Raw genomic sequence first — 18998 nt, 5'->3', positions numbered from 1 at the left:
CAAAATTACTTTTGTCCAACGGTATGTTGTAGGTAGTGCAGATATTGTAGGTTTTCCACCACGCAACTACACTTGTACTCTTTACTACAACGGCAATGGGTCTGGCCATATGACTGCCCCCAGCAGGTACGAATAAGCATATACATATAAAAAGATGGGGCGGTACCGATGTTATCGGTACCACCCTATCTTATTTTGTTGCTTAGTCTTAGAGGCGGCCGTACTCCAGGGACAGCACCTCGCCACCGGTCAGGCGGACGCGGCGCTTATCGCCCTTGAAGAAGGTGCGAGCGGTCATAACCTCAGCGCCCATGGAGGCAACCAGCTTGCCACCCACGTACAGTTCGGTAGCCGAACCGTCCACAAGCAGGTCAAACTCGCGAATCTTCGAACGCTTCAGGGTTCGACGGCGCAGGCTACCACCCTCGGTGTAGCGGGTACCGCCACGGTCCATCTGCACAAAGTCCTTATCCAGAACGATGCTCAGTGCCACGCCGTGAGTGTCCTTAATCTTCAGCTTCACGCGCTCATCAGAGACGTTCACGCGGCCACGCAGACGGAAGGTCAGGGCGTTCTTCAGCTCCACGAGCTTGCCCTTCTCCTCCTCACGGTACAGCGGGTTCATCTCCATCGCGTCATTGAGCTGCGGCACCGGGCGCTGGAAAATCTTGCCGTTGCGCAGGTGCAGCTCACGCGGGTAGGTGAACATGTGCACCCAGCGGTGGCTCCACGAGGGCAGGTCGTCCTGATCAGCGTTACCCAGCCACGCGATCATCACCGGGGCGTCGCCGCATACATCGTGAGGTGCCTTCGGGTCAGCGGTCAGGCCGGTACCGGAGATGGTCTGCGGGGCGTAGAACTCGAAACCTGCATCCAGCTCGGTAAAGGGGGTCTCCACGGTGAACTTGAGGGTCTCGTTATCCAGCGAACCAACAATGTAGCCGCTCTGGAAAATGTTGTTGTATTTCTCGCCGAGGGGCTGCATGCCCTGCGGGCTGAAAATCAGCACGTCGCGGATTTCGCCGGTCAGCTCATCGCGCATGCTCAGCAGGGAGGGGCACTCGTACATGTAGGTGCCCTTGAGGGTCTTATCCTTGATGCCCAACTCACCGCGGAAAGTCCACTCGCGGCGGTCCTTGGAGGTGTACACGACCACGGCGCCGGTCAGGTCCTCACGCTGAGCGCCAATGACCATCCACCATTCGCCGTTACGCTCGAAGACGTGCGGGTCGCGGTAGTGCGCGGTGTAGCCCTTCGCGGGGCCGGAAATCAGCGGGGGCAGCTGACGGGTCGGCTTCGCATCCTCACCTGCGGTAGCAAGAATCTGGTAGGTTTCGCGGTTGCCTTCTTCGTCCTTCACGTTACCGGTGTAGAAGAACTCAAAACCGCCGGGAACCTTAATGCCGGAGCCGGAGTAGCAGCCGTGCGAATCGTAGCGGCTATCGGGAACCAGCGCGGTACCCTCATCGGTCCAGTGGGTCAGGTCCTCACTGACGGCGTGGCGCCAGTAAACCATACGCTCCGGGTGCAGGGGCGAGTACTGGTAGAAGGCGTGGTAGCGCTTGCCGTCGAAGACCAGGCCGTTCGGGTCGTTCAGACGGCCCACGGGAGGTGCCAGGTGCAGAGCCGGGTAGTCGCGGTCTTCACGAACACCGGCACCGAAAGCGTCCAGGATCTGCTGTGCTTCAGCCGCCAAGTCGCGGGCGGGTCGCTCGGTTGCGCTCTTCTTCTTTTTCTTCTGCTCGCTCATGTCTATCCGCTTTCGTGCAAAGGAATGTCTGGGTTGTCTCATCCCATCATACGGCACCTCTCCCCCATTGCCGGGCTCCAGGAGAGAGGAACCACAGTGCTCTCAGCCTCTCTCATCCGAGGCACAGGGCGGCCACAGCGGCTTATACCGCCACCTGCCGATTATGTGGCGCATGCCCCGTTTGCTACAGGAGAAAAGAGCGGGCACGACGAAGCCCCGAACCTCCCCCAGTCTTCATACCGGAGTAGGTGCGGGGCCGTTAAATGCCGCGAGGCGGCGCATCCGATGGATGCACCGCCCGCGTAAGAATCGAGAAGAAGTCGATTACTTGAGGGTGATGGTTGCGCCAGCAGCCTCGAGCTGCTCCTTAGCCTTCTCAGCGTCTTCCTTGGAAACGCCCTCGAGCAGAGCCTTGGGAGCGCTGTCAACCAGGTCCTTTGCTTCCTTCAGGCCGAGGGAGGTCAGGGCACGAACTTCCTTGATCACTGCGATCTTCTTGTCGCCAGCGGACTCCAGGATAACGTCGAACTCGGACTTCTCTTCAGCAGCCTCGCCTGCTGCGCCGCCTGCTACAACTGCAACGGGAGCAGCTGCGGTGACGTCGAACTCTTCCTCGAATGCCTTGACGAACTCGGAAACCTCAACGAGGGACAGTTCCTTGAATGCTGCAATGAGTTCTTCGATGGACAGCTTAGCCATTGTTTGGCTCCTTCACTATCTGGTGCGGGCTGACGCCCGCGGTGTAAAACTTCAGTACCTACCCCGAAAGGGTCGGTCAAATTTAGGATGCGTTACACGCTATTCGCGTTTACGCTGCTGAGTATCTCAGCGCTGGTGCAGTGGCACGCAAGGGGCTTATGCCTCTTCCGAAGCCTCCTCGGCAGCAGCGGGAGCTGCGCCTTCCTGCTCCTCCAGCTTGACGCGCAGTGCGTCCACAACCTGTGCGATGCGTGCGATGGTAGCCTTTGCACCACCTGCAACCTTGGACAGCAGAACCTCGCGGGATTCCAGGTCAGCGTAGCGCTTGACGTCGTCCTCGGTCAGAGCGGCACCTTCGTAGTAACCGTTCTTCACGATCAGCTGGGGGTTAGCCTTGGCAAAGTCACGCAGGCCCTTAGCAGCATCAATCAGGTCGCCCTTGATGAATGCCAATGCGGAGGGACCCTGGAGGTGGCCTTCGAATACGTCGATGCCAGCTTCCTTAGCTGCGATAGCAGCCAGCGTGTTCTTCACCACGGCGTATTCGGTCTCTGCACCGAGTGCGCGGCGCAGCTCCTTGAGCTGTGCAACAGTGAGACCGCGGTATTCGGTCAGGATGACTGCGTTCGAAGCTTCGAAGAGTTCCTTCAGCTCGGATACTGCAGCGATCTTTTCCTGAGTCGCCATGGTAGTTCCTTCTTCCGATTCTTGTAAGGTCGCCGGTAGAGCCTCGAAGCATTTATTGCAAGCAATAAAAAATGCCCCGACGCGTAGGCGTACGAGGCGCGGTAGACGGCACCCTAAATGAGGGCAACGGCTATTCACTTCGAGTTACCTACGCGGGCGGCGATTTCTAGTGAAATCTGCTCTTATCAGAACCCTGTTCTTTGCCTCCACCGAGGTGGCGATAAAGGACATAGTTCTAGACCGGCGGTCTTTGGTTTACTCATCATCTCAGGTCAAAGCCTGAATCGCAAGTTAAAAACGTGATTAAGCGGGGTTAATCACTTAAATCTCTTCTGTAAGCTGGTTAACCCGCTCTTTCTCCTCAGCTAAAAGCCAGCAAAGATGCATTCTAGAGGTAAAAACGCTTTCCTTCCGAGAACAAGAAGCAACGCTCAGCAGCCACACCCAGGTGCACTTGCTCCCCAACACTTAGGGAGGAGCCGCCCTGCGCATCTGGGATAAAGAACTCAAGCTCCTGACCGGCACGCACTCGTGTATACATTCGGGCACTCAGCTCAGAATCCGCCGAAGCCCGCCGAGATTCCAGAGGTAGGGAAACCGTCTCCAGCAGACGCGCACAGTACAGCATTCCACCCACCAGATGACGGCTGCCAAGCACCTGCACCGGCAGGGCATGAGCAGCATCTGCCGCCACAGGGTACAAAGCGGTTGCACGAATCGCAAGCTCACACCCGATAGGAAGAGACTCCGAATCCTCAAGAGCCAAAAGGTTCAGGGCCGGCGCCGCCATAAGCTTCGCCACCTGCAGAGTATGCGGATGCGCCAGCAGCCGCTCCGGAGTATCCACCTGCACCAGGTAGCCGGCGTCCATAACCGCCACCCGCTGTCCCAGCATGAGCGCTTCATTCTGATCATGGGTCACGTACAGACCCGTAAAACCGTAGCGCTGATGCAGACGCACAATATCCGCGCGGATACTCGCGCTCATCTGTTCATCTACACTCGCCAGCGGCTCATCAAAAAGAACTACCGGAGCACGACGAATCAAAGCACGCGCAATACCCACACGCTGAACCTGACCACCCGACAACTGAGAAGGCTTACGAGACTCCAACCCCTCAAGCTTCAACGCCTCCAGCAGCTCACGGTAGTAGTCCATATCAACCCCACCTGAAAACGCACCCAGCCGGGTCGGGAAGAGAATATTGTCCTTAACGCTCAAGTGCGGGTACAGAATAGGGCGCTGAAAAACCACACCCACCGAGCCGCGCTCCAGAGGCTGACCAGCATAGGTCACCCGACCCGCGCTCGGATCCTCCAAACCGGCAATAATGCGCAGCAGAGTGGACTTACCCGTACCCGAAGAACCAACCAGAGAAATCAGCTCACCGGGATGCACATCCAGGTCGATCTCATTCAGAACCGCCGTATCGGGGCCAAAGGTCTTAGCGACGCCTCGAATACGCAGGCCTTCAAAAGGCTCCGCCACGGCAGATGAGTAGGATGCAGAAGTCATTCCCCCATTATCGCCGAAACTCGCACCCGGTACGGGCGCAGAAGATAAGCGCCGTCATAAAAAGGTGCGTGAACCTCACACCGGAGTCTCATGCGAGCACCCTAGCTCGGGCGCACCAGCAGACGACCCTGCGACGTAACATACGCCACACCGCCCCACAGGAAGACCAAGAAACCGGTACCAATCACCATCAGCACAATACCCAGCGGGTTCACCACGTTCGCGGCGCTTAAATGCACGCCGGTAGAAACCATTGCACCCATACCGAAGGAGAAACCCCACAGGCTCATGGAGAAGCCGCCCTCCATAATCCAGGGCAGCAGGCGCATCAGGAAAATCAGCTGCAAAATGCCGTAACCGGTCATGATGAGGAAGAACCAGTCCACCATGCCACCATTAGCCGCAAGATACGCGTTACCTCCTACAAACGGCGGAGCCAACTGCACACCCATCAGACCGCGCTCACCAACATTCATCGGAGCCAGGTTACGCAGACGATTCAAGATCGCAGACTCAACGCTGAACCACGAGATCAGGCCCGCGCCGAAGAAAAACATCGCCGCGTCCTTCCAACCCATCATGCCCATCGCGGTTGCCGTCGCAAAGTTCGTCGCAACTGTCGGCAGGTAGAGTACCGGAGTGGTCGCCTCCGCCACATGGGTACCGCGCCACATACCCGCTATACGGTGGGAGGCAAAGTACAGCTGCCCCAGAGCACCAAGAATCGCCAGAGCATAACCCAGGTAGGACAGGTACGGGAAGACCGTTGCGCCCATCTGCGCGGTCGTCGCCGGAATCAGCGAAAAGAAGCAGCACCGGACCGGATGCGCCCACTGCTCCCGCAACCACTGGCGGAAATTCAACAGCGCAACAACCATGGCGGTAATCAGAATCAGCCACACCACAGCGGTGAAGGCAAGAATCGCCTCACCCACCCAGGCGGGAGTCATACCCGCGGAGGCGGCAGCACGCCATGCCGCACCCAGGGCGCCGGTACCCAGTGCCATCGCAAAGTAGTTGACCGGAATCGGGAAGGGACGAGCGGTAGCCTGCGCCGAGGGAGTAGAAGAAGCCGGTAAAGGCTGAGTCATGAATAAATCCTTGAGGTCTGTTTTAGCCCGCCCATCAGGCGAGCTGAACTAGGCTGATAAGAACGAGGTGAGTGCACTGTTTGCTTTAACGGGCTCGTCGCAGATATATTCCAGAACATACGAGCAGAGCGGCAGAGAGCAGGCATAAAAAATCGCCCCCGACGCCTAAACGTCGAGGGCGACTACTAGCTCATGCTAGAAGCTACAGGTACATATCTTATGCAGCAACGGCAGCCGGATCAACCGGGATGCCGGGGCCGAAGGTGGTAGCAACGGTTGCCTTGGAGATGTAACGACCCTTAGCCGAAGAGGGCTTCAGGCGGTTAACCTCTTCCAGAGCTGCCTGGAAGTTCTCCTCCAGCTGCTCAGCGGTGAAGGAAGCCTTACCGATAATGAAGTGCAGGTTGGAGTTACGGTCAACGCGGAAGTCAATCTTACCGCCCTTGATGTCTGCAACAGCCTTTGCAACATCCATGGTCACGGTACCGGTCTTGGGGTTCGGCATCAGGTTACGGGGACCCAGGATCTTACCCAGGCGGCCGACCTTACCCATCATGTCCGGGGTTGCAACCGCTGCGTCGAAGTCGGTCCAGCCGCCAGCGATCTTTGCAATCAGCTCGTCGGAACCAACGAAGTCAGCGCCAGCTGCCTCAGCCTCAGCAGCCTTGGGGCCTGCTGCGATAACGACCACACGAGCGGTCTTACCGGTGCCGTTGGGCAGGTTCACGGTGCCGCGAACCATCTGATCTGCCTTACGGGGGTCAACGGACAGACGCATTGCAACCTCAACGGTTGCGTCGGTCTTGGTGGAAGAGGTTTCCTTCGCCAGGGCGACTGCCTCAGCGGGGGTGTAGAGCTTACCCTCTTCAATCTTGGCTACAGCTGCCTGGTACGCCTTGCTGCGCTTTGCCATCTGCTTTTCTCCTTATGCAGTTGTGGTCTCGTGAGCCGCGCTCGGCTCTGCCACATCCCGTCCATATGACGGGCATTTACAAGTTCTGTGTAGAAAAATCTACGATGCCGGTTACTCGGCTATTCGGCGAACCGAAATTACTCGACGGTGATACCCATGGAACGAGCGGTACCTGCGATGATCTTGGAAGCAGCATCCAGGTCGTTTGCGTTCAGGTCGGGCATCTTGGTCTCAGCGATCTCGCGCACCTGAGCTTCGGTCAGCGAACCAACCTTGGTGGTGTGAGGAACAGCGGAGCCCTTAGCAACGCCAGCAGCCTTCTTGATCAGCTGGGAAGCCGGAGGAGTCTTGGTGATGAAGGTAAAGGAGCGATCCTCGTAGACGGTAATCTCAACGGGGATGATGTTACCGCGCTGTGACTCAGTTGCAGCGTTGTATGCCTTGCAGAACTCCATGATGTTTACACCGTGCGAGCCCAGTGCGGGGCCGACGGGGGGAGCCGGGTTAGCGGCGCCTGCCTGGATCTGCAGCTTGATGAGGCCAGTGACCTTCTTCTTGGGAGCCAATGTAGGGTCCTTTTCTTAGCTGGGAACCGACGCACAGGAGCGTACGCCGGCAAGACGGTGACCGTGGCGCGGTCACCCGTGCATCCACATGAAAGCGTGACATGCGCATACACAAACCAACATTCTAGCGTTAATCAACGACTTAATCCAGCGCCAGCTGGTAGAAAGACTAAACCCCGTCTGCACAGCTAATACTGCCTATGAAGCCGACACAAAATATGAGCCCCGCACCAACAGTGCGAGGCTCATATTCACACGCTAGAAGCGTTAAATCTTTTCGATCTCGGTGAAGCTCAAGGTCACCGGGGTGTCGCGACCGAAGACGGAAATCATCACGACAATCTGCTGGGACTCGCCCTTAATCTCCGAAACGGTAGCGTCCATACCCTCGAAAGCACCGGACTTCACGCGGACGTTCTCGCCCACAGTGTAGTCAGACTCGATAACGGGCTTGGAAACGGGAAGGCCCTGACTCTGCTGCTGCTCTTCGAAGACCGGCAGGAGCATGTCGAAAACTTCGTCCATGCGCAGCGGGACCGGGTTGTATGCATCCTGACCCACGAAGCCAGTGACACCGGGGGTGTGGCGGACAACGCCCCAGGAGTGGTCCGTCAGTTCCATACGCACCAGAACGTAACCGGGAATGCGTACTCGGCGGATGGTCTTCTTCACGGTGTTCTTGAACTCAACCACGGTCTCCATGGGAACCTGAACCTCGAAGATCTCATCTTCAGCCTCCAGGTTCTGGATACGGGTCTCGATACCGGTCTTCACCTTGTTCTCGTAACCGGAGTAGGTGTGCACCACATACCAGTCGCCCATCTGACGGCGCAGCTTAGACTTAAATTCTTCCAGAGCGTCGACTTCCTCAGCCGCCTCAGTAGCTGCTTCAGCTACCTCGACAGCCTCGGTAGCTTCCTCAGCCTGCTGCTCAATAGTCTCAGACTCCTCAGTAGCCTCAGCAGCGGCTACCTCGACCTCTTCAATCTCGGATACCAGTTCCTGCTCGGACACGTCGCTCCTACTTTCTATCGTTAATCATCTAGAGGGGACTCCCACTCGCCAATGGACTGAGGGAAATCACTGATGGGGCACCCCAGATAAGGATGCAACCGGTACTAGTTACGCTGAATCGTTCCGTTACCAAAAATCCAGAATGCTCCCTGGCCGAAAAGATAATCCAGACCAGAAATGAGCAAGAGCATCACCACGACGAAGAACAGAACAGCAAAGAAGTAGCCAACCAGTTCGCGTCCGGTAGGAGTAGTAACCTTCTTCAACTCCGCAATAACTTCACGGAGGAATGCAAAAATACGGCCGAAGAAACCAAGCTTCTTATCGCTCTTCAACGATGCGCCGGACTTAACAGCCTTCTCGGCGGTAGCAGACGATGCCATTTCTTCTGCCCCTTTCTGAGTCTAAAAAAGTACGCCCGGGGAACGGGCGTACGAAGATGTTATTGAGGCAATAAAAGCAGGGCGGACAGGACTCGAACCTGCAACCTGCGGTTTTGGAGACCGCTGCTCTACCAATTGAGCCACCACCCTTCGAAGCGTTAACTTCAGGTGTGAGAGTTGCTTCTCACTTGCTGCTCCTCCATTGCCTCCTAGGCCACGGCTTTAGAGGGGCAAACAATTACACCCTTGCGGGTGCAGAACTAACTGTAAACCATCTTTCGGGGCCGATGCAACTTTAGAGTGTAATATTTTTCGAAAAACCTCTTGAGATACATTCACGAAGGGTTCCGCATCACCACTGGTGACCCTTATCCTATTACAAGGAACGCCGCCCACACCCGCGCCTATCACGCGCAGATTGGTCCTACACGCGCATTCCCATCACCTATTTCCTTGTCGACTTCACGCCGGCAGCGCACACGAAGAAAGAGAAGAGAGCCCTATGGCGCGTATTTCAAGCCGCATCGGTGCCATCGCACCCTCCGCCACCCTTGCCGTCGATGCAAAGGCAAAAGCACTCAAGGCTCAGGGACGCCCCGTCATTGGTTTCGGTGCAGGCGAACCGGACTTCCCCACCCCCGCGCACATTGTGGATGCCGCACGCGAAGCGCTCAACGACCCTAAGAACTTCCGCTACTCCCCCGCATCCGGTCTTCCCGAACTGAAGAAGGCAATTGCCGAAAAGACCCTGCGCGACTCCGGTGTGGAGATTGACCCCTCCCAGGTCGTCATCACCAACGGCGGCAAGCAGGCCGTCTACCAGGCATTCGCAACCGTCATCGACGAAGGTGACGACGTCCTGCTGCCCGCGCCCTACTGGACCACCTACCCCGAATGCATCCGCCTGGCAGGCGGTAACCCCATCGAGGTATTCGCCGGTAGCGACCAGCACTATAAGGTCACCGTCGAACAGCTCGAAGCCGCCTACACCCCCGCCACCAAAGCACTCATCTTCGTCTCCCCCTCCAACCCGACCGGCGCCGTCTACACCGAAGAGGAAACCCGCGCCATCGGCGAATGGGCACTGTCCAAGGGGATTTTCGTGCTGACCGATGAGATTTACGAGCATCTTACCTATGACGGTGTTGAGGCAGTCTCCATCCTGAAGGCAGTACCCGAGCTCGCTAACCTGTGCGTCATTCTCAACGGCGTGGCAAAGACCTACGCCATGACCGGTTGGCGTGTGGGCTGGATGATTGGCCCGCGCGACGTCATCGCTGCAGCCTCCAACCTGCAGTCCCACATGACCTCCAACGTCAACAACATCGCCCAGCGCGCAGCCCTTGCCGCGCTGACCGGCCCGCAGGATGACGTAGAAATTATGCACGCCGCCTTCGACCGCCGCCGCCGCACCATCGTAGATGGCCTGAACGCTATTGAAGGCGTGCACTGCCCCGTACCCACCGGCGCGTTCTACGCCTACCCGGATGTACGCGAACTGCTCGGCAAGGAAATTGAAGGCGTACGCCCGCAGACCACCGCAGAACTGGCTGAGCTCATCCTCGAAAAGGCTGAGGTCGCTGTGGTTCCCGGTGAGGCATTCGGCCCCAGCGGCTACCTGCGCCTCTCCTACGCGCTGAGCGACGAGGACCTGACGGAGGGTCTGGACCGCCTGCAGAAGTTCCTCGGTCAGGCACGCGACTAGTTCCGTCCCCCTCTGACCACGCCCGCTGAACCGTACAACTCACCTCGGTAGGGACTGCAGTTCAGTGGGGACAGCGGTTCAGGTGTGGGATGAACCGGTACAAAACGATCAATCACAGGGCTATTGACCGTTTTTTGTCCTAAAAACCGAGAACCCCACAAAGATTTAAAAATTTTAAACTGCGGAGGCCTCCTACATCTTTTCAGGTGTGTGGAGGCCTCCGCTGCTTTTTTGGTGTCATACGTGGGAAGAGGCGGCTATTTGTATATCAAACCCAAACATACAGGTATAAAATACCTGAACTTTTATACAGAAATCCTGGCGTTCCCACGCCTCTCCACCACTACCCACACAACCCAAACACCGCTAAAATAGAGACTAAGAGAACGACCTCCCGACCAGTACGCATTCCGGTACCAGATTCGCGGAGGTCATAGTTATATACGCGCGCACAACACCCCAAGGCGCAAACATCCACAAGGAGCCAATATGAAGATCGGTCTGCTTACTTCCGGCGGCGACTGCCCCGGCCTGAACGCTGTCATCCGCGGCGCTGTCCTCAACGGCGTCAAGAAGTACGGCTACGAGTTCGTCGGCTTCCGTGATGGCTGGCGCGGAGTCGTTGAAGGCGACTACATGGACCTGCCCCGCCAGAAGGTCCGCGGTCTGGCGTCCCAGGGCGGCACCATCATCGGCACCTCCCGTACCAACCCCTTCGACGGCCCCAACGGTGGCCCCGAAAACATCGAAATCATGATGGAACGCCACGGTATCGACGCCATCGTCGCCATCGGCGGTGAAGGCACCCTCGCAGGCGCAAAGCGTCTAGCAGACGCAGGCCTGCCCGTCATCGGTGTCCCCAAGACCATTGACAACGACCTGCGCGCAACCGACTACACCTTCGGCTTCGACACCGCAGTGTCCATCGCAACCGAGGCGATGGACCGCATCCGCACCACCGGTGAATCGCACCACCGCTGCATGGTCGCCGAGGTCATGGGCCGCCACGTCGGCTGGATTGCACTGCACTCCGGCATGGCTGCAGGCGCACACGCAATCCTGATCCCCGAAGTCAAGGTCTCCATGGAGCAGGTTGCAAGCTGGGTCAAGGAAGTACACGACCGCGGCCGCTCTCCCCTGGTTGTTGTCGCTGAAGGCTTCATCCCCGAAGGCTTTGACGAGGTCATGGCAAACAAGGGTACTGAGAAGGACGGTCGTCCCCGCCTCGGTGGTATCGGTGACTACATCACCCACGAAATCGAGAAGATGACCGGCATCGAAACCCGCAACACCATCCTGGGTCACATCCAGCGCGGTGGCGCCCCCACCGGCTATGACCGTGTGCTGGCAACCCGCCTGGGCATGGGCGCAGTAGACATGGTTGCTCAGAAGCAGTGGGGCAAGATGGTCTCCGTTCAGGGTACCGAGGTCAAGTACGTACCCCTCGAAGAGGCACTGGACGGTCTGAAGTCCGTACCTCAGGAACGCTGGGACGAAGCATCCGTACTCTTCGGCCGCTAAACTCCTCAACCTCAGCATATTAGCTGGGCGCACATACTAAAACCGCGGAGGCGGGCACTCACAACGAATGTCCGCCTCCGCGGTTTTATGTAGGTCGTCAGATGCTATTGCCTAGCCAGATACTCTAGCGCTTCAAGAAATCTTGACCCGCCAAAGAACGACGCGCCACCTCACCGGACTCCGGCGAAACCACCGTCGTCTGAGCTACCGCATACTCAGTCGCCGGCGCCGGCGAACCATCGGGCAGGAAGTCGCCGCCATCAACCGCACGCAAAGGCGCCTGTGGATCAATACCGCGCTTGATCACAGCCAATGCAATCGGGCCCGCCTCATAATGCAACGCCACCGAGGTAATTCGACCAACCGGGCGGGACTTACCCTCCACAAACAGCTCACTACCTACCGCCGGAAGGGTGTGCTCCGAACCGTCAATATCCAAGAACACCAGACGGCGCGGTGGACGACCCAGGTTATGCACGCGAGCCACCGTCTCCTGGCCCTTGTAGCAGCCCTTATCGAAATGCACCGCGGTACGGGTATAATCCAGCTCCTGCGGAATGGTCTTATCGTCAGCTTCAGTGCCGTAGCGCGGGCGCCACGCCTCAATACGCAGAGCCTCCGCAGCCCACAGACCGGCAAAGCGGGCATCCGAAGATTCAGCCAGGGCGGGCAGAACAGCGCGCGGCACAATGCTCAAGAAACGCACATAGTCCGCACCCGGGTGATGATCGCCCGCCTCATCGTAACGGTAGCTGCCCGGTGCCGGAGTGTGCCAAGGGTCTTCCCACACCAGCGGCTTACCCTCAGCAAGCGCCGGATGCACTGAACCGTCCTGCAGAATCGGGTTGCGGGCGCTCTCCAGCACCGCATACTCATCACTGAGGTTCTGCACCTCAACGCGCATCATGAACTTCATGCGGTTCAGGTAATCGGTCAGCAGCTGCGCCTGGTCGCCCTCCACAATTAGCCAGAGTGCCTCGCCGTCTTCAATTGCGGCGGGTGCATACTCCACGCGGCCCTGAGGGGAAAGCAGCAGGAACTCACGACTCTCCCCGGCGGTCATGCCGGTCAGAATCTGCGAGGCAATGGAGGTCAGCCAGGTCTGGCGATCCGGCCCCTCAACACGCACCACGCCCAGGCAGGAGCGATCCACCAACACTAGCGGCTCCTGATCCTGTGCGGAGCGGTCAAAGCTGAGGGCGCGCTGCTCCAGCATCGGATTGCCGTAGTGTACGGCAACGCCAGTATCCAGTCCGGAGGCAGCAAAAGCGCCATGCAGGCTCAACAAGGGGCTCACCGGGCGGGCAGTCTCAGGTTGGGATACCTCAGCCTGAGACGCTTCAAACAAAGATTCAGTCACGGATGGTGCACCTTTCACGCAAAGAGTCTACCCCGCCACGTAGCGGGGCAGACAGAAGTTAACTACTCAGCACCGGGCTCGCCTACTCAGCACCGGGCTCGCCGGTAGGCTCGCCACCGCCCAAAGGCCCGAACATCGATGTGCCCAAGGAAGCACCGGTCATCGAGGAGGTCTTACGTAGCTCGGCGGAGGCGTGCTTGTGCAGCTTGCCCTCGGTATCTGCGATTTCCCAGTCCCACATGAGGTTACCGTTGACCAGGCCCCATAGTCGCACGGAGCCTGCGTACTCATGGGAAATCTCATCGCGCAACAGGTTACCGGTCTGCATACGAATCACAGGGCCCTTGACCATGCCCACGTAGTTTTCGCTAATGCCGCCGGGGTGCGCAATGGTCGCCAGCAGGGAGAAGCCGTCGTCGGCGTTGCGGAGAGTCTCTACGCTTGCCGCGTCAGCGAAGGCGGGAACAATGTCCTTGGGGACGATACCGAAGCCGCCGTCAGCATCGGTGAGGGGGCGGTCAATCTGCCAGAAGCCAGTCTCAACGGTGATGGGGCGCAGCTTCTGGCCCTCATCGTCGAGCAGGAAAGACTCGGCGCGGTATTCGATAAAAGGCAGGCCTTCCTGCTCAAAAGTAATGATCTGGCCGAAGGGGGTGTTTTCCTGACCTTCGTACCACATGGTTCCGGTACCTTCCCAGGTACCCAGCAGCCAGGAAAGGGGAACAAGTTCGGGGGTTAGATTCGTCGGAATTTCAATAGCCATACCCACCATTTTAGTGCCTGGATCATGACAAGCGCCCATTATGTCCACCTGTTCGCCCAAGGCACCGGGCGGGTTACGGGGCTTTATGATCCGCGCTATTAAGCAAACCCGGCAAAAATAAAACCCCCAACCGGAAGGGACCGGTGGGGGTTTACGCCGTCATTGGCGAGGCGGTACGAACCATATGGGGACACCACCTAAGCCCTGTGTGGGCGATACTTCTGCTCTGTGCAGGAAGACTACTTCTGACCGCTGAAGAGGCCACGCAGTACTGCGAATGCACCGATACCGATGCACACGGAGATAATAGCCATCAGCGACATGAAGAGAGCTTCGAGAGCCATAAGATTGTTATCCATGCCTTAAACCTACCATAGACTCCCCCTGAAAAGGGGCGCGGAATCAGTGCTAAAGACATACTGGACAGAGCTCTCGGCAACAACCTGCTCAGACGAATAAGTAACCAGTCCGGCATACGATACCTACTCCTGCTCTTTGCCGCTTCCACAGCTGCAGCATAGGCGGGCGAGTACACTAGAAAGAGCCTAATATTTTACCGGGGAAGGAGAGGGTGTGTACCGTATTGCGCTTCTGAGTGATACCGCCGCACAGGATATGATCCCCTCGCTGAGTCTACTTAGCCACAAGGTACACGTTTTCTCCCTCGACACCGCCCATACAGCCCTTGAAACCGAAACATTCGACCTGTTCATGGTCGATGCCCGCACCGCCCTCGTCAAAGCACACCGCTGCGCCCAGCTACTGCGCATCGCAGGTGTACAACTGCCGCTCATCGCACTCCTAAATGAAGGTGGCATGGCTGCTGTTGCCGCCTCCTGGCAGGTGGACGATATTGTCTCTGACCAGGCCTCCCCTTCCGAAATGGATGCGCGTCTACGTCTTGCCGTTAAAAGGGAAGCAACCACCGAAGAAGAAAACCAGCAGGAACGAGTGGTACGCGCAGGCAACCTCGTGATTGACACCCAGGCGTACTCCGCGCATCTTTCTGGTACAGCACTGAACCTGACCTTCAAAGAGTTTGAACTGCTCAAATTCATGGCGCTACACCCCGGACGGGTCTTCTCCCGTGCCCAGCTACTCTCCGAAGTGTGGGGTTATGACTCCTACTACGGCGGCACCCGCACCGTGGATGTACATGTACGTCGTCTGCGTTCCAAGCTAGGAACCGAGTACGAGCAGATGATCTCGACCGTCCGTAATGTTGGGTATTCCTTCAATATCACCCGCTAAATTTCGCGGCACCAACCACTCATTTGGTGTACCCACTCTGCCAGTTGCCCCGGTGCTGCACCGAGTACCAGAATGCGTAAATGTTCCGGTTCTTGTCATATTCGCCCAGGACGGAGAACAAACTCTCCAAAGAGCAACTATCCCCGGTAGAGTTGAACCAGAAGGCTACGAAAGAAGGCGATGATGGTACACAACCAGACACCCGATTCCTCCACCCTGCCCGATGCAAGCACCCCGGTATACGCAGAACCGCAGCTCACCGAAGAGCTACTAGAACGCTTCGATTCCTTCGCGCAGAAGGTTGCCCGCCATGACGGCGTCTCGGCGTTCTCTGAGCAGACCCGCATTGAGCTGAGTAAGGCACTCCACGAAAGCACCCTGACCCCTCCGCGTTTCTTTATCGCAGAGGACGAGGGCACCCTCGCAGCCGTCTTTGTGGCGCTTACCCCCACCAATGACGAAGATACCGGCGTGATTGAGGCAGCTGTCGCCCCCGAATATCGCGGACGAGGCGCCGGCAGTGCATTCTTCGACCATGCTGTCCGCCAGCTGGGCAATGACGCGACGCGACACCGTCTCTGGGTGCACGGTACCGCCACCGACACCGGCATTGAAAGCCCCGCCCACACCTTTGCGACCCTGCACGGCTTCAAGCCGGTGCGTGTGCTATACAAGATGGTTCTGCCTCTGGACGCTCAAACTCGTGAAGACCTTGTGGAACGCTCCGACGCGCGAACCCTGCCCGAAAACCTACGCATGCGCACCTTCACCAGTGTGGACGAGTTTCCCTGGCTACGCGTGAACGCTGCAGCGTTTGCGCACCACCCCGAGCAGGGCAAGCTCACCCTTGCTGATTTGCGCGAGCGCACCGGCTCCTCCTGGTTTCGTCCCGAGGGTTTCTTCATCGCCTCCGAGGTGGATGATGACTCCGCCATTGCGGCATTCACCTGGACTAAGATTCCGACCGGTCAGGAGCAGGGCAAGCTGTCCCCCTCCGGCGAGATTTACGTGGTGGGCGTGAACCCGCAAGCTCAGGGATGCGGTTTGGGCCGCACCCTCACTCTGCGTGCGCTGGCGTACCTGGCGTGCGCTGAGGATGACAATGGCGAGCCGCTGCGCGCCATTGACCTGTACGTGGACGCCGATAATGACACCGCCTATGCCCTCTACACTTCCTTGGGCTTTGGTGTGGCGACGGTTGATCGCATGTACGCTCCCGAGCAGCAAGATGCGCCTGCCGCATAGTTTCTGTACGCAGTCTTTGGCGTGCTTCTTTACGACTTATCCCCGATCAGAAAGGCAAGTACAGTATGGTACCCGCCCCCAATGGCCTGAATAAGGCGCCTAAGCCCAAGCCGTCTGAGCCTGCGCCCATGACCGGTGTCATTCACATTGGCCACGATATTTCAAAGATTGAGCGCGCCGAATCTCGCGGTGACCGCATTGAGAAGGGTGAGAAGCGCTCCTACTTCAGCTTAGAAGAGGAGTTCGGCCCGGAGCGTTTCTTCGACCGTGAGAGCAGCTGGCTAGATTTCAATACCCGCGTGTTGGAGTTGGCGGAGGACCCAAACCTGTTTCTGCTGGAGCGTCTGAACTTCCTGTCGATTGTGGCGTCTAACCTGGACGAGTTCTTCATGGTGCGCGTGGCCGGTTTGAAGCGTCGTATCGCCACTGGCTTGGCGGTGCCTTCGGCAGCCGGGCTGAGCCCCGAGGAGCAGATGGAAGAGATTGCTGAACGCGCTCACCAGCTGCAGGCTCGTCACGCTGATGTATTCCATAATCAGGTTCTGCCTGCTCTGGAGGAGCAGAACATCCGTATCGTGGGTTGGAACGATCTGGATACGGACGCTAAGCAGCGTCTACGCCAGGAGTTTATGCAGGATATCTTCCCGATTCTGACCCCGCTGGCGGTTGACCCGGCACACCCCTTCCCGTACATTTCGGGTCTGTCGCTGAACCTTGCGGTGCTGGTGCGTAACCCCCAGACCGGCAAGGAGCTGTTCGCTCGCGTGAAGGTGCCCGATCAGCTGGACCGTATGGTCTCTGTGGATGGTTCGCGCGCCGCCAACACTGCGGGCCGCGAAAGCCGCTACATTGCGCTCGAAGACATCATTGCTGAGCACCTGGATACCCTCTTCCCTGGCATGGAGGTTGTGGAGCACCACGTCTTCCGCGTGACCCGTAATGAGGATCTTGAGGTAGAAGAGGACGACGCCGAGAACCTGCTGAAGGCTCTGGAGAAGGAGCTTCTGCGCCGTCGTTTCGGCCCGCCGGTCCGTCTGGAGGTTGAGGACACCATCAACCCGACCATCCTGGATCTGCTGATTTCTGAGCTGAACATCCACGAGTCCGAGGTGTACCGTCTGCCGGCTCCGTTGGATTTGCGGGGCATGAGTGCGATTGTTCGTGCGAACCGTCCGGCTCTGCACTATCCCAAGCACATTGCGCACACGTCCCGCTGGCTCAACGCCACCGAGACTGCGAAGGCTGCGGACGTTTTCGCTGCCGCCCGCGATCACGACGTGCTGCTGCACCACCCGTACGATTCCTTCGCAACCAGTGTGCAGGCGTTCTTGGCGCAGGCTGCCGCCGACCCGCGTGTTCAGGCGATTAAGCAGACCCTGTACCGCACCAGTGGCGATTCCCCCATCGTGGATGCGCTGATTGAGGCAGCCGAGGCTGGCAAGCAGGTTGTGGCGCTGGTGGAGATTAAAGCTCGCTTTGATGAGGAAGCCAACATCTCCTGGGCTCGTAAGCTGGAGCGCGCCGGTGTGCACGTGGTGTACGGCATCGTGGGTCTGAAGACTCACTGCAAGCTGTCGCTGGTGGTGCGCCGCGAGGGTAACCACCTGCGCCGTTACGCGCACATTGGTACCGGTAACTACCACCCATCGACCGCTCGTTTCTACGAGGATTTGGGCATCATCACCTGCGACGAGCAGATTTGTGAGGATGTCTCCCGCCTGTTCAACCAGCTGTCCGGTTACGCGCCGAAGACCAACTACCAGTCGTTGCTGGTGGCGCCGCGTACTCTGCGTAGCGGCCTGATTGAGTGCATCGACCAGGAGATTGAGAACCACAAGGCTGGCCGCCCGGCGAAGATTCAGATCAAGTGCAACTCCATGGTGGATGAGGCCGTCATCGATTCGCTGTACCGCGCTTCGCAGGCCGATGTGCCGGTGGATGTGGTGGTTCGCGGTATTTGTGCGCTGCGCCCGGGCGTTAAGGGTCTGAGCGAGAATATTCGCGTCCGTTCGGTGCTGGGCCGCTTCTTGGAGCATTCGCGTGTGTTTGCGTTTGAGAACGGTGGCGATCCGATCGTATACATTGGTTCTGCCGATATGATGCACCGCAACCTGGACCGCCGCATTGAGGCGCTCGTGCCGGTGAAGGATCCGCGCCACGTGAAGTACCTGCGTGACATGTTCACCACTTATATGAGTGATTCTTCGCGTACCTGGCACCTGGATTCTGAGGGTAACTGGACCCGCCACGACACCGATGACAAGGGCAACCCGCTGCAGGATGTGCAGTCGTACTACCTAAGCTCGCGTTCCCGTAAGAACGTGGTGGATAAGGTCTAAGGATTTGCTGCTGACCTACCGGTGATTTCTGGTGGTGAACCCCGTCTGTTTCCGCGCTTTATGGTGTGGGGCAGGCGGGGTTTTCCGCGTGTCGTGCAAAAACGTGCGGTGGACTAGTGCACTTAGCACAAAAGTGAACAACAGGTTACGTTGAGATTACAACTTGACCGTTCTCTCACCTACAATTAGACGCGG

Annotated in this window: 16 protein-coding genes and 1 tRNA gene; 5 read left to right on the top strand and 12 right to left on the bottom strand. The window is 58.1% G+C overall.

Going from position 1 to position 18998, the window contains the following annotated elements:
• Positions 1 to 208: 208 nt before the first annotated feature.
• From QFX07_RS01825 to QFX07_RS01780, 10 genes are all read right to left on the bottom strand, one after another.
• Positions 209 to 1750 carry a glycoside hydrolase family 32 protein gene (locus QFX07_RS01825; protein WP_279754863.1) on the bottom strand — a complete coding sequence of 514 codons (1542 nt, stop codon included), beginning with the start codon at positions 1748 to 1750 and terminating at the stop codon, positions 209 to 211.
• 324 nt (positions 1751 to 2074) lie between these two features.
• Positions 2075 to 2449, bottom strand: coding sequence for a 50S ribosomal protein L7/L12 (gene rplL, locus QFX07_RS01820; RefSeq protein ID WP_005504884.1), 375 nt, complete (start codon positions 2447 to 2449; stop codon positions 2075 to 2077).
• Positions 2450 to 2605: 156 nt separating this feature from the next.
• On the bottom strand, positions 2606 to 3136 hold the full coding sequence (gene rplJ / locus QFX07_RS01815) for a 50S ribosomal protein L10 (RefSeq protein WP_279741341.1): 531 nt from the start codon (positions 3134 to 3136) through the stop codon (positions 2606 to 2608).
• A gap of 388 nt (positions 3137 to 3524) precedes the next feature.
• Positions 3525 to 4652, bottom strand: a complete 1128-nt coding sequence (locus QFX07_RS01810) for an ABC transporter ATP-binding protein (protein ID WP_279741342.1) — start codon at positions 4650 to 4652, stop codon at positions 3525 to 3527.
• Positions 4653 to 4753: 101 nt separating this feature from the next.
• Complete coding sequence (locus QFX07_RS01805) at positions 4754 to 5743, bottom strand: TDT family transporter (RefSeq protein WP_279754862.1); 990 nt, start codon at positions 5741 to 5743, stop codon at positions 4754 to 4756.
• Positions 5744 to 5960: 217 nt separating this feature from the next.
• Positions 5961 to 6656 (bottom strand): 50S ribosomal protein L1, encoded by a 696-nt coding sequence (gene rplA, locus QFX07_RS01800; protein ID WP_279741346.1) that lies wholly within the window; start codon positions 6654 to 6656, stop codon positions 5961 to 5963.
• 137 nt (positions 6657 to 6793) lie between these two features.
• The gene (gene rplK / locus QFX07_RS01795) at positions 6794 to 7222 is read right to left on the bottom strand and encodes a 50S ribosomal protein L11 (RefSeq protein ID WP_005504870.1); all 429 of its coding nucleotides are present in this window, start codon (positions 7220 to 7222) and stop codon (positions 6794 to 6796) included.
• A 267-nt stretch (positions 7223 to 7489) separates the two neighbouring features.
• Positions 7490 to 8236, bottom strand: a complete 747-nt coding sequence (gene nusG / locus QFX07_RS01790; protein ID WP_279754861.1) for a transcription termination/antitermination protein NusG — start codon at positions 8234 to 8236, stop codon at positions 7490 to 7492.
• A 104-nt stretch (positions 8237 to 8340) separates the two neighbouring features.
• Complete coding sequence (secE, locus tag QFX07_RS01785) at positions 8341 to 8619, bottom strand: preprotein translocase subunit SecE (protein ID WP_279741351.1); 279 nt, start codon at positions 8617 to 8619, stop codon at positions 8341 to 8343.
• A gap of 77 nt (positions 8620 to 8696) precedes the next feature.
• Positions 8697 to 8769 (bottom strand) — tRNA-Trp (locus QFX07_RS01780).
• 352 nt (positions 8770 to 9121) lie between these two features.
• Between QFX07_RS01780 and QFX07_RS01775 the strand changes: the two genes are divergently transcribed.
• The gene (locus tag QFX07_RS01775; RefSeq protein WP_279754860.1) at positions 9122 to 10324 is read left to right on the top strand and encodes a pyridoxal phosphate-dependent aminotransferase; all 1203 of its coding nucleotides are present in this window, start codon (positions 9122 to 9124) and stop codon (positions 10322 to 10324) included.
• A gap of 489 nt (positions 10325 to 10813) precedes the next feature.
• Positions 10814 to 11845: a 6-phosphofructokinase gene (locus tag QFX07_RS01770; protein WP_279754858.1), complete on the top strand. Its 1032-nt coding sequence runs from the start codon at positions 10814 to 10816 to the stop codon at positions 11843 to 11845.
• A 124-nt stretch (positions 11846 to 11969) separates the two neighbouring features.
• Here the strand turns inward: QFX07_RS01770 and ygfZ are convergent, their stop codons facing one another.
• Positions 11970 to 13205, bottom strand: a complete 1236-nt coding sequence (ygfZ, locus tag QFX07_RS01765; protein ID WP_279754857.1) for a CAF17-like 4Fe-4S cluster assembly/insertion protein YgfZ — start codon at positions 13203 to 13205, stop codon at positions 11970 to 11972.
• Positions 13206 to 13287: 82 nt separating this feature from the next.
• Positions 13288 to 13968: a nitrobindin family protein gene (locus QFX07_RS01760; RefSeq protein ID WP_279741358.1), complete on the bottom strand. Its 681-nt coding sequence runs from the start codon at positions 13966 to 13968 to the stop codon at positions 13288 to 13290.
• Positions 13969 to 14541: 573 nt separating this feature from the next.
• Here QFX07_RS01760 and QFX07_RS01755 point away from each other — a divergent pair.
• The 3 genes from QFX07_RS01755 to QFX07_RS01745 all read left to right on the top strand — a co-directional run bounded on the left by QFX07_RS01755 (position 14542) and on the right by QFX07_RS01745 (position 18803).
• Positions 14542 to 15219, top strand: coding sequence for a winged helix-turn-helix transcriptional regulator (locus QFX07_RS01755; protein ID WP_279741360.1), 678 nt, complete (start codon positions 14542 to 14544; stop codon positions 15217 to 15219).
• Between the two features lie 180 nt (positions 15220 to 15399).
• Positions 15400 to 16464 (top strand): mycothiol synthase, encoded by a 1065-nt coding sequence (gene mshD, locus QFX07_RS01750; protein ID WP_279754855.1) that lies wholly within the window; start codon positions 15400 to 15402, stop codon positions 16462 to 16464.
• A 65-nt stretch (positions 16465 to 16529) separates the two neighbouring features.
• Entirely contained in the window at positions 16530 to 18803 is a 2274-nt protein-coding gene (locus QFX07_RS01745; protein WP_279754854.1) for an RNA degradosome polyphosphate kinase, read from the top strand.
• Positions 18804 to 18998 lie beyond the last annotated feature (195 nt).

Source organism: Rothia similimucilaginosa, assembly GCF_029850985.2.
Lineage (GTDB): Bacteria > Actinomycetota > Actinomycetes > Actinomycetales > Micrococcaceae > Rothia.
Note: the sequence above shows the minus strand (reverse complement) of the source record. Positions and strands in the feature narration are given on the sequence as shown.